We start from the raw sequence: 12,371 nt of genomic DNA, 5'->3' as shown, positions 1-12,371 counted from the left end.
TAGAACTACGGTATTTTATATCCAAAACAAATATCCTTTGGATAACAGAATTATTTTAGCAAGTGCTCCCGTTGTCAATCCGTGCCTTCTATAAATTAATTGTAAGGAGAAGAAAACATGACACATGTACTTCTTGTAGATGATGATACAAGTATCGTTTCCAATTTACGCACTTTCCTGAATCAGGAGGGTTTTCAGGTTACTTCTGCAAATAACCAAAAGGAAACCATCGATTTATTAGATTCCGGGCAGTATCACTTTGACTTAGCGCTGCTTGATGTCTCCCTTCCGGATGGAAGCGGATTTTCTTTGTGCAGTGCCATCAAGGCAAATTCTGATATTCCTGTCATTTTTCTGACAGCATCGGATGATGAATACAGTGTGGTTGCCGGACTTGACCTTGGTGCCGACGATTATATTTCCAAGCCCTTCCGGCCGAGAGAACTGATTTCCAGAATGAACAGTGTTCTCCGCCGCTATCACCGTGGCAGCCAGCCGTTGGAATATCATGAACTAAAAGCTGATACTGTACGTGGACTGGTCTATAAGAATAATGTGGAACTGACGCTTTCTGCTTTGGAATACCGGCTGCTTTTACTCTTTCTTTCCAACCAGGGCATCGTCCTTACACGAAGCCGGCTCTTAGATGAACTCTGGGATATGGCAGGGGAATTTGTAAATGATAATACCCTTACCGTCTACATCAAAAGGCTCCGGGAAAAAATCGAAGCCGACCCGGCACACCCGGAATATATCAAAACCATCCGCGGACTGGGCTATAAGCTTGGTGACTAATTGAACTGCAGAAAACGCCAGTTATAAATTTGAGTACCATAATAACCGAAGAAAATGTATTTTCCCAAAGGAGTCTTTATGAAATTTTTACGCAATCCCGAAATCAAAAAATGCCTGTTTCTGCAACTGCTTGTATGCTTTATCTTTGCAGGCATCGGATTTTATTTTGATACCATCTGTGGTGTAATCATCCTTTTTGCATCACTTATTTTCATTCTTATTTTTATGATTTTCACCAAAAAGCGATACCGGAAAGTGGAATCCTTAAGTCAGCAGTTAGATGCGATGCTGCACAGTAACAGCAGTGGTGATTTCAGCGACTATATGGAAGGAGAACTTGCAATTTTACAAAATGAGCTTGCCAAGCTGACCAGACGCCTTGCGGAACAGAATCAGGCTCTTGAAAACGATAAAAAATATCTTGCGGATGCCATGGCTGATATTTCCCATCAGCTCCGCTCTCCCCTTACTTCCATCCGCCTTTTGCTGACTCTCTTAAAAGAGCCGGCTCTTTCCGATGAGAAGCGAAGGGAATCCCTGCGGGAATTATCCATGCTAATTGACCGGATGGACTGGCTCATTGAAACTTTGCTGAAATTATCTTCCATGGACGCAGGAACCATTACTTTTCACCAGACCAAAACCTCTGTCAAAGAACTGCTCTCCGCTGCGGCTGCACCTTTGCTCATTCCACTAGAGCTTCGCGACATCCAGTATCATGAAACCATAGAGCCGAAGGATTTTTCTTTTTCTACGGATTTACGATGGACGGCGGAAGCCCTTGGAAATATCTTAAAGAACTGCATGGAGCACACGCCTTCCGGTGGCAGGATTGATGTTACGGTTACCGACAATCCAATCTATGTTTCTATCGTGATTGAAGATAATGGAAGTGGTTTTCTGCCAGAAGATATTCCGCATCTTTTTGAACGCTTTTACAAAGGAAAAAATGCCACCGGCCAGAGCATTGGCATCGGTCTTTCCCTCTCCCGTATGATTGTTTCCAAAGAAAACGGAACCTTAAAAGCAGAAAACCGTAAAGAAGGCGGTGCACGTTTTATCCTGAAATTCTATAAAAAGTGACAGAACTGTCACTGAAAAGTCATGCTCCTGTCATCCGGGATGCTTATACTTCTCATTAGAATCGCATCAAATGGAAAGGAGTTACTTATGGAAATCTTACGAGCTGAAAATCTTACCAAAATCTATGGAACAGGAGAAAATCAGGTGGTTGCCCTAGACCACGTTTCTTTTTCTGTCAACAAAGGCGAATTTCTCGCTATCATCGGGCCATCCGGTTCCGGCAAATCCACACTGCTTCACATTTTAGGCGGTGTCGATACACCAACCTCCGGCAAAGTCTATATGGAGGGCACTGATGTCTACGCGCAAAAGGAGGAACAGCTTGCCATCTTCCGCAGACGGCAGGTCGGGCTGATTTATCAGTTCTATAATCTGATTCCGGTACTGAATGTCATTGAAAATATGACACTTCCTGTCCGCATGGATGGACGCCCGGTCAACAAAGAGCATTTAAATGAGCTGCTGGAAATTCTCTCTTTAAAAGGGCGGGAAAATCATCTTCCAAACCAGCTTTCCGGTGGTCAGCAGCAGCGTGTCTCCATCGGCCGTGCTTTAATGAACGCTCCTGCTGTGGTTTTAGCCGATGAGCCTACCGGAAACTTAGATTCCAAAAACAGCCAGGAAATTGTGGAACTCTTAAAATATTCCAACCAGAAATTTAACCAGACCTTAATTGTCATTACCCATGATGAAAACATTGCCCTTCAGGCAGACCGCATCATTGCCATTGAAGACGGCAAAATTACACGGGATGAGGTGATTCGTGCATGAATATCTTCCACAAAATCACACTCACCAACTTAAAGAAGAATAAAACCCGTACCATCGTCACGATTATCGGAATTATTCTTTCTACTGCCATGTTTACCGCAGTTACCAGCAGCATCAGCTCTCTTCATGCATTTATGAAGGAATATACCATTGATACCGAAGGAAGCTGGCAGGGTGCCGCTTTTCGTGTCACCCAATCAGAGTCAAAAGATTTTCTCTCCCATGATGAAATCGACTCTTCTGTTTCTTTAAAATATATTGGATATGCCAATCTTACCGATTCTGCTAACCAATACAAACCATACCTTTATATCTGTGGTGTAACGGATGATGTTACTACTCTTCTTCCGGTACACATCACGAAAGGACGGATGCCGGAAAACGATTCTGAGCTTCTGCTTCCTGAGCACCTTACCTATGACGGTGGCATTGCTTATAGCTTAAACGATGAAATTACCCTGGATGTTGGGGAACGTGTGGATGAAGATGGTTCTATTTTAGATAATAACACTTCACTGCTTGGTAATAAGTCAGAAAAAACAAAAGACGGAAAAGTAATTCCGTTAGAATCCATTACAAATACGGAGTCAAAAACTTATCAGGTGGTAGGTTTTTACAGCAGACCTTCCTTTGAAAGCTTTCAGGCTCCGGGTTATACAGCACTGACTCTCTCTTCTGCCCGGACATCCTATCAGGATATTTACTTCTGTCTTCATAACAGCAAGGATGTATCCAGTTTTTTAGAGCAGAATGCACCATATTCTTATACCATGAACTATGATTTACTGCGGCTTGACGGAGCATCCATGGAGGATTCCTTAAACCGCACCGTCACCAGTCTTGCGGTTATTTTGATTGCAATTATCGTACTTGGGTCTATCTCACTGATTTACAATGCATTTTCCATTTCTATCAGCGAACGAACCAGACAATTTGGTCTGCTTTCATCCCTTGGTGCAACCAGACACCAGATGATTCACAGCATCCTGTTTGAAGCGGCTTTCCTGTGTCTTATCGGTATTCCGCTTGGAATCTTCTTCGGTTTAGTTGGCATTGGCATTACCTTCTATTTCACTGGTGATACTCTTGCCATACTGTACCGAAGTGACACCACACTGCACCTGACCCTGCAGCCATCCGTTGCCGGAATTGTGATTGCCGTCACCCTCGCTTTTATTACGGTATTGATTTCTGCTTACCTGCCGGCACGGAAATCCATGAAGTTATCTGCCTTAGAAGCCATCCGGCAGACCAGTGATATTAACATCCGTTCCAAAAAAGTGCATACATTTCCACTTACAGAAAAATTATTTGGCTTTGAAGGAATGCTTGCTGCCAAAAACTATAAACGAAGCCGCAGCAAATACCGTGCTACTGTTATCTCTCTTTTCTTAAGTATTGTACTGTTTATTTCTGCCAGCAGCTTTTGTGCTTATCTGACACGTTCCGCCGGCAGCATTTATAACGGAAACGGCTATGAACTTTCCTGCACGATATATTCCGAAAATAACTATGACCCGGATACGCTTTTAACAAAAATCCGTGCTTTAGATGGTGTAGATAATGCTTCTTACAGTGCCAGCTTCGCTGCCTGCTTTACAGTAGCCAAAGAAGACTGTTCGAAAGAATTTGAAAGTTTCTATTCTGATTATGAACAGGCTTATTACAGCAATACACTCCCGGCAGATGACTCCTACGAGCTTACCACTTTGATTTATTTTGTGGAGGATTATTTATTTGAAGATTATTTAAAAGAAATCGGTGAAAATCCTTCCGATTATCAGAATTCTGATCATCCAACAGGTGTATTGGTAGACCGGCTTCATGTATTCAATGACAAATACTATGACATTAATATTTTCGCCAATCCTTCTTCGCAGGATATTGTATTATCCTCTTTAGACGAAGATGTGAAAAATACCTGCACCGTCACCGCTGGTGCTTTCAGTGATACAATTCCTTTCGGTGTCAGTGCTCCTTCCGATTATGCGAAATTTATTTTTCCATATTCCTGTAAGGATATTCTCTGGCAGGCACTCAGCCAGAACCCGGATAGCACACTTGGAAATTCATACTATATAAAAACAGATAACCACAAACAGGTACAGACAGATTTAAATACGCTCTTTGACAGTGAAAATATTTCAGCTGATATCTATGACTATATGGATTCCATTGAAAATGAGCGTGCCATAATTACCGTTATCAATATTTTCTCTTATGGATTTATTACATTGATTTCGCTGATAGCGGCAGCCAATGTATTTAACACAATTTCTACCAATATTATTTTACGGAAACGTGAATTTGCCATGTTAAAATCCATCGGTCTTTCTCCGAAAGGCTTCCGCAAAATGATGCAGTTTGAATGTCTGCTCTATGGCTGCAAAGGGCTTCTTTACGGACTTCCGGTTTCCATCGGAATCACCTGGCTTATTTATCAGGCAGTCAGTGATGGCATTGACTTTGGTTTCTTTATTCCATGGTACAGCTTCGTGATTGCTATTGGCAGTGTATTTACAGTGGTTGCTGCAACTATGATTTATTCCATGCGTAAGCTTTCTTCTGAAAATACCATGGATGCATTAAAAAATGAAAATTTATAAAATCTCTTTTTCTTTCAGATTATAAAAGGTAAAATCACCGGTATTTAAAAGCATTCCATTGGAATCCATAATTTCAAATGATACTACCGTAATGTTTCTTCCGGGTTTTACCACTTTGGCGGTGCATGTAACATATTCTGTTGCACGCGCCGCTTTTAAATAGCGGATCTGTCCGTCCACAGTAGTCACATAATATCCATAGGTTCCTGCCGCAATTCCGCATATGGTATCCACTGCCGAATACAGTACTCCGCCGTGCAAATCTCCATAGATATTTGTAAACTCTTTTTTGAATGGCAGTTCTGCCTTTACCCTTCCAAGTTCTGCCTCTGTTATCTTCATCTGCAGCAGACTTCCAAAGGGATTCTGCTCTAATAATTTCTGGCATTCTTCTATTGTAATTTTATTTTGCATTTGGTTCCTCTTTTCTTACATGTATCTTTTATCCTTTATTTGTACCCATTTTGTGCTCATTTATGTTTTTTGTCAATGAAACAATCTATCTGACTTTTCGGATTGCCAAATCCCCATCCTATGATGTAATATATTTTGTATGGTGTATATTAAGAATTTTTCTCACCATACACTTACGCATCAAGGAGGTATCTTTATGGATCCAAAGAAACAATTTTATGAAACACTCGCTACGTCCATGATTGAAAATTTCAAGAAAAGACAGATTGACGCATATTACTGTGCCACCAAAGAAGAAGCCGTTGCACTTGCCACTTCCATGCTGCCATCACAGGCAACCGTTGGTTTTGGCGGTTCCATGACTTTAACCGAAAGTGGTATGATGGCTGCTCTGCAAAATAAGACTGACATCACACTTTATGACAGAAGCAAAGCTGCCACACCGGAAGAAACAACTGCAATTTATCATCAGTGTCTGAATGCAGATTATTATTTTATGAGTTCCAATGCAATCACTTCTGACGGACAGCTTGTCAATATTGACGGAAATGGCAACCGGGTTGCAGCACTCATCTATGGCCCGAAGGAAGTCATCGTTATGGCCGGTATGAATAAGGTTGTAAAAACAGTTAACGACGCTCTTGACCGGGTACATAATACTGCTACTCCTGCCAACTGCATCCGCCTTAGCAAGAAAACGCCATGTGCACTCACCGGAACATGTGCCGACTGCCTCTCACCGGAATGTATCTGTAATCAGGTTGTTATCACCAGAAGAAGTGGTATTCCGGGAAGAATCAAAGTAATTCTCATCGGAGAGGAATTAGGATATTAATACGATTTCATAAAAAAATCCGCATACCAGATATACTCTGATATGCGGATTTTTATTTTATCCTATGCTCCGGCTGTAAATGTCGGTAGTTTCTCAATGACTTCCTGCAACGGACTCCAGTTCATCAGTTCTTCCTTTTCATCCTCTCTCTTGAAAGAAATCCCATTTTCCTTTTTCTGCTTTCTCTTTTCTGCACTTTCCTGAGTTCCCGGCAGTCTGCTATAGGCACCGGATTTATGGAATTCATCTGACACCCTGTTTACTGCTGCTACAATATATTCCTTATCCGGGTCATTGTCCGATATACCGGAAACAGCGGTGGATACAATACGATTTGCTTCTTCTTTGCTCTTTGCAGCTTTCAGTTCTTTCTCCACTTCCTCTGCAATCATCTGAACACGTATTGCATGAGCATAGGCAATGGGATCATTTCTTTGAAGCCAGGAAAGTTCCTCTTTGGTCAGCTTCTTTCCCGCCTCTAATTTCCATTTGATTTTTGCCATTTTTTCCTGCTTTGCTTCTTCACTTTCTTCTGCCACATTATTATCATAAATGCATTTCAGCATATACTGCGGCAATTCCTCCACCGTAGATACCTTCTTTGTATCCTGCTCCGTATTGGAAAATAAATTCAGTCTGACTGCCATCGCATTTCCTCCTGATTTCGTAATCTGTTCCTTGCATTTTATCTTACACTTATATATCGGAATATTTCTTCTTTTTCCATAGTCATTTGTAAATGCTTGACAGCAAGTAGCGAGAAACACGCTTTGCGAGTTTCTCGAGTAAAAAAAGACATCCGCACCGGCATTTTCCCGGATACGAATGTCTTTTCTGGTTACTTTTCATGATACTTTTCTATTTCTTTATTTCCAAGTTCCTTTTCAACTTCCTATCTGTCCCACTTATCTGCCAGAGAATTAATCTGGTCAGCAAATTTCGCAAGTTCTTTATTTGGGATACCTTCATTCTTCTGAATGACACTAAGCAGCCTCTGACCCGCCGCCAGCAGTCTTGCAAACACATTAGAGGATGCCTTTTCCGGTTTGTCTTTCTTCTTTTCAACCAGTTCACGGGTTCCTTCATGAACACAGACATTTTCTAATAAGTCATAGGTATCACCACTATATGGTGCAACCGCCTGATAGCCTAATTCCGTATGCAGATGCTCTGCAAATTCATCACAGACCTTATCCTCACCATGTACCACAAAGACACGCTTTGGTGGATTTTTAAATGCAGATGCCCATTTTGTCAGCATATCACGGTCTGCATGGCCACTGATACCAGGAAGATTTAAAATTTCTGCATGTACCTGAATATTTTCACCGAAAAGTTTTACTTCTTTGGCTCCATTCAAAAGTGCATGACCCAAGGTTCCAGGTACCTGGTATCCTACAAACAGAATCGTGCTTTCCGGTCTCCACAAATTATGTTTTAAATGATGGCGGATACGGCCAGCCTCACACATACCGGAAGCAGAAATGATAACCAATGGTTTCTTGCTGAAGTTAATCATTTTGGATTCATCACTGGTAACAGACGTTTTCAGTCCCGGGAATCCAATCGGATTAATACCCTGCTCCACTAATTTCTTTGCCTCATCAGAGAAGCAGTCTTCTACACTCTTATGGAAAATATTTGTTGCCTCCACAGCCAGCGGGCTGTCGATATAGGCCTCAAAATCTTCAAACTCCGGCAGCAGATGTTCTGTCTTAATCCGTCGCAGATGATATAGCATTTCCTGTGTACGACCTACAGAAAATGCCGGAATGACAAGATTACCACCTCTTGCAAATGTCCGCTTAATTACTGCCGCAAGTTCCGGTGCATAATCCGGCGGATCTGCATGTATCCGGTCACCATAAGTTGATTCAATCAATACATAATCTGCTTCATCGATAAACTGCGGATTTTTAATCAATGGCTTATTGCCATGACCGATATCTCCGGAAAATACAATTTTCACGGTCTTATCTTCTTCCGTCAGCCATACCTCAATGCTGGATGAACCAAGAAGATGTCCTGCATCTACAAACCGGATTTTTACTCCATCACAGATTTCAATGATTTTATTGTAATCACATGGTACAAAATGCTCTAAAACCCCCTGTGCATCATCCATATCGTAAAGAGGCACTACTTCCGGTAATCCGGCTCTCCTGGCCTTACGGTTTCTCCACTCTGCTTCAAACATCTGGATGTGTGCACTGTCCTTTAACATGATATTACAAAGTTCGCTGGTTGCTGTTGTCGCAAATATCTGTCCCCGGAATCCATGACTATACAGCAATGGAAGTAAGCCTGAATGGTCAATATGGGCATGTGTTACAAACACATAATCAATATTAGATGCATTCACCGGAATCTCCTGATTCACATATAAATCCGGTCCCTGCTCCATACCACAATCCACCAGTATCCGCTTATCCTGACATTGCAGAAAATGACAACTTCCAGTTACTTCATGTGCAGCCCCTAAAAACTCCAATAACATAATACCATCTCCTCGCCATCTCTTTATTGTCGAACTTATGATAGTATTATTTTATCATATTGGACAAAAAATGTATACATTTTATTCCTTTTTTATTCAAATCGCACAATTTCTTTCTTCAATCGTTTCATAATCTTTTTCTCCAGCCTGGAAATATAGGACTGGGAAATTCCTAATAAATCCGCCACCTCCTTCTGGGTCAGTTCATTATCATTTTTCGAATTGATGCCAAACCGCAGTTCAATAATCGTCCGCTCCCTGCCGCTTAAATGCTCAATTGCTTTATTCAAAAGCTTCTTTTCAACCTCAGTCTCAATATCCCGGTAAATGACATCTTCATCTGTTCCTAAAATATCCGAAAGTAGTAATTCATTTCCGTCCCAGTCCACATTTAACGGCTCATCAATGGATACCTCTAATTTCGTCTTATTATTTCTACGCAGATACATCAGAATTTCATTTTCAATACATCGGGAGGCATAGGTTGCAAGCTTGATATTTTTTTCCGGATTAAAAGTATTAATTGCCTTGATTAATCCGATGGTTCCAATAGAAATCAAATCCTCCACTCCTACTCCCGTATTGTCAAATTTCTTCGCTATGTATACTACAAGCCTCAGATTATGCTCGATTAATTTCTTTCTTGCAGTCTCACTCTGCTCCTTCACCAATTGTCCGATACATTCCATTTCCTCTTTCGCCGGAAGCGGTGGCGGCAGCACTTCTGCCCCTCCGATATAGTGAATCTCCGTCTCCTTACGAAGCAGCATATCTTTTAAACTACGCACAATGCGAAACTGAAAATGCTCCGGTATATCTACTTTTAAATACATTACAACTCCTCTTTCCTCTCTTATTCACATTCCATCCTATAGCAGATGGCAATTTAAAATCATCTGATATTCCTTCTTTTGAAACAACGATGGACTTCCAAGTGCAATCACCGCCTGTAAAATCTGCCGCTCTTTTTTTCCTTCTTTAATATAAAGTTCTTCTACGGTAAGTGCTTCTACCAAGCCGTTTTTCTCTCCCATACTGCTAAATGGCAACAGTCGTACTACCGGCTCATCTTCCCGGAAAATCGGCATCAGAAGCTCTTTATCTATGATACTGACCGGTTTTCCCACATAGGGGTCGATCAGCAGATTTCCGGTATCATAATAGGCTTCTAACAGCAATTCATGTTCATGATAACAAAGACGCACCTGATAAAGATGCCGGCTTCTCTCCTTTCTGCTGCGCCATATTATGGATGCTGACACAGCAATTCCCGCCGTCAGCACCATTGCCAGATAAAAATGCCGCCCATAAAAAAGGCTCTTATTGAGCCACTGCATGCAGCCTCCTGTCAGAATCGAAAACAAAAAACAGCCAAGCCAGTTTTTTATCAGAAAAGCGACTCTTTGTGTCGTATGTTTCCTCGTAAAAAATGCAATCATAACCATGCCAAGCGGAACCGGTACATACATAATCAGCCGATACAATCTATAGGATGAAAGCATCAGAAAACAAATGACTCCCATACCACTTCCAAATAAGGCAGCAAGCAGTATCCTGCCCTTATGTATGAGATTCCGCAAAAAAATGCCTGTCAGGAACAGATTCAGCACATCCATCAGGAAATTATTGACAAAAAGAACATCTAAATATATCTCATAAATACATGCCACCTCCCTTCCTTTCCTGCATTATACAAACTTTCCTCTGCATATTTTGTCAAAACAGATGCCGCCATTCTTTCATTTCATTGACAGAATCCGACTGCCCGGCAGGGAAGTTGCAAAAGAAACGTAATGCACTCTGCAAATCTTACCTACAGAAGCTGCCACCGGCAGCTTCTTACGGATGCCTGACAACGCAAAAAACGCTTAGAACAATGGCTGTCACCAGTATCTGGTACATTTCAAATGTTCTAAGCGTCGTATCATACAGGAACTTCAAATTCCTTTTCTACTCTTACACTATAATTTTATTGCTATCCTTTTCAAAATGATAGTTCTTATTTTTTGGTACTCTTTAAGAACTCCGGAATTTTAATATCCTTCTCATGAACAGTGCTTTCCGGTCTCTTTGGTTTGGTAATTCCAATAAATGGAGAAGCTGCCGGAGCCGGCTGCTGTGCAGCAGTCTGTCCCAGAGTAGATGTTGCTCCGAAACTGCTGTTGGTTGTAACATTAGCAGTACGGTTTACAAGTCCGGAATTAATGACCGGTCTGGTGGTTGCTGCTGTATTTGGATATTTCAATCCGGACATAAGATTAGAAGATGCAGTGGTCTTTGCTGCATTCTCTTCCAGTCCTGTTGCAATTACAGTAATCGTTGCAGCATCTGTCATAGTCTCATCATATTTTGCACCAAAGATAATATTTGCATTATCGCCGGCAAGATCTTCTACATAGCTTGCTGCATCATTGGCATCCATAAGAGAAATATCACCGGAAATATTGATAATAACATGGCTTGCTCCATTGATAGTTGTCTCAAGCAATGGACTGGTAACAGCCAGTTTGACTGCCTCAATTGCCTTATCATCACCCTTAGCCATACCGATACCGATATGTGCAAGACCCTTGTCCTTCATAACAGTCTGAACATCTGCGAAGTCAAGGTTAATCAATGCCGGCATATTAATCAGGTCTGTGATTCCCTGAACCGCCTGCTGAAGCACCTCATCTGCTTTCTTTAATGCATCCGGGAAGGTTGTTCTGCGGTCTACAATCTCTAATAATTTATCATTTGGAATTACAATCAAGGTATCTACATTCTCACGAAGCTTGTCAACACCGCTTAAAGCATTTACCATTCTTGCTTTTGCTTCAAATTTAAACGGCTTAGTTACAACACCAACGGTAAGAATTCCCTGATCCTTTGCAATCTTTGCCACAACAGGAGCTGCTCCTGTACCGGTTCCGCCACCCATACCACAGGTTACGAATACCATATCTGCACCTTCAATAGCTGCTGACAACTCTTCCATACTCTCTTCTGCAGCTTTGGCTCCAACCTCCGGCTGTGCTCCTGCTCCAAGTCCTTTGGTAAGCTTCTCACCAATCTGAATCAACGTAGGTGCTTTACATAAAAGTAATGCCTGTTTATCGGTATTTACTCCAACAAACTCAACACCACCAATATTTTCATCAATCATTCTATTTACTGCATTATTACCTGCACCACCAACACCAATTACAATAATTTTAGCACTGGATTCTGCTTCTGTTGTTTTAATTTCAAGCAAGGTAGTTCCTCCTTCTCTCCCTCATTCTATATGTAATCTATGAGAAATCTGCTTTACAGATTTCTCATAAAAAGTATGCCTTTATTTACTCATATACTCTATCATATAATTTTTCGTAAAAATAATCAACCTATA

Annotated in this window: 11 protein-coding genes; 5 read left to right on the top strand and 6 right to left on the bottom strand. The window is 41.4% G+C overall.

The features are described from left to right. The first annotated feature begins 117 nt into the window (after positions 1-117). The 4 genes from DXB43_RS05565 (at position 118) to DXB43_RS05550 (ending at position 5,255) form a co-directional block, all read left to right on the top strand. Positions 118-795: a response regulator transcription factor gene (locus tag DXB43_RS05565; protein ID WP_117947028.1), complete on the top strand. Its 678-nt coding sequence runs from the start codon at positions 118-120 to the stop codon at positions 793-795. 78 nt (positions 796-873) lie between these two features. Beyond that, positions 874-1,878 carry a sensor histidine kinase gene (locus DXB43_RS05560; protein WP_158552075.1) on the top strand — a complete coding sequence of 335 codons (1,005 nt, stop codon included), beginning with the start codon at positions 874-876 and terminating at the stop codon, positions 1,876-1,878. 87 nt (positions 1,879-1,965) lie between these two features. Continuing rightward, positions 1,966-2,649, top strand: coding sequence for an ABC transporter ATP-binding protein (locus DXB43_RS05555; protein WP_117698304.1), 684 nt, complete (start codon positions 1,966-1,968; stop codon positions 2,647-2,649). Further along, on the top strand, positions 2,646-5,255 hold the full coding sequence (locus DXB43_RS05550; protein WP_117947027.1) for an ABC transporter permease: 2,610 nt from the start codon (positions 2,646-2,648) through the stop codon (positions 5,253-5,255). The genes DXB43_RS05555 and DXB43_RS05550 overlap by 4 nt, the downstream gene beginning before the upstream one ends. Here DXB43_RS05550 and DXB43_RS05545 read toward each other — a convergent pair. After that, complete coding sequence (locus DXB43_RS05545; RefSeq protein WP_117947026.1) at positions 5,250-5,669, bottom strand: PaaI family thioesterase; 420 nt, start codon at positions 5,667-5,669, stop codon at positions 5,250-5,252. The two genes, DXB43_RS05550 and DXB43_RS05545, sit on opposite strands and share 6 nt — an antisense overlap. Positions 5,670-5,865: 196 nt before the next feature. Here DXB43_RS05545 and DXB43_RS05540 point away from each other — a divergent pair, with 196 nt between their 5' ends. Then, positions 5,866-6,504 (top strand): lactate utilization protein, encoded by a 639-nt coding sequence (locus DXB43_RS05540; RefSeq protein WP_117947025.1) that lies wholly within the window; start codon positions 5,866-5,868, stop codon positions 6,502-6,504. Positions 6,505-6,566: 62 nt separating this feature from the next. On the opposite strand, the gene DXB43_RS05535 is transcribed toward DXB43_RS05540, so the two are convergent. The 5 genes from DXB43_RS05535 to ftsZ form a co-directional block, all read right to left on the bottom strand. Continuing rightward, positions 6,567-7,151, bottom strand: coding sequence for a hypothetical protein (locus tag DXB43_RS05535; protein ID WP_117947024.1), 585 nt, complete (start codon positions 7,149-7,151; stop codon positions 6,567-6,569). 245 nt (positions 7,152-7,396) lie between these two features. Then, positions 7,397-9,001: an MBL fold metallo-hydrolase RNA specificity domain-containing protein gene (locus DXB43_RS05530; protein ID WP_117947023.1), complete on the bottom strand. Its 1,605-nt coding sequence runs from the start codon at positions 8,999-9,001 to the stop codon at positions 7,397-7,399. A 92-nt stretch (positions 9,002-9,093) separates the two neighbouring features. Next, positions 9,094-9,834, bottom strand: a complete 741-nt coding sequence (gene sigE, locus DXB43_RS05525) for an RNA polymerase sporulation sigma factor SigE (protein WP_022243362.1) — start codon at positions 9,832-9,834, stop codon at positions 9,094-9,096. A gap of 36 nt (positions 9,835-9,870) precedes the next feature. Beyond that, the gene (locus DXB43_RS05520) at positions 9,871-10,671 is read right to left on the bottom strand and encodes a sigma-E processing peptidase SpoIIGA (protein ID WP_117947022.1); all 801 of its coding nucleotides are present in this window, start codon (positions 10,669-10,671) and stop codon (positions 9,871-9,873) included. 329 nt (positions 10,672-11,000) lie between these two features. Next, complete coding sequence (gene ftsZ, locus DXB43_RS05515; protein ID WP_022243364.1) at positions 11,001-12,236, bottom strand: cell division protein FtsZ; 1,236 nt, start codon at positions 12,234-12,236, stop codon at positions 11,001-11,003. Positions 12,237-12,371 lie beyond the last annotated feature (135 nt).

The organism is Roseburia sp. OM04-10BH, assembly GCF_003462605.1.
Lineage (GTDB): Bacteria > Bacillota > Clostridia > Lachnospirales > Lachnospiraceae > Roseburia_C > Roseburia_C amylophila.
This window is presented reverse-complemented; position numbering and strand designations above follow the sequence as displayed.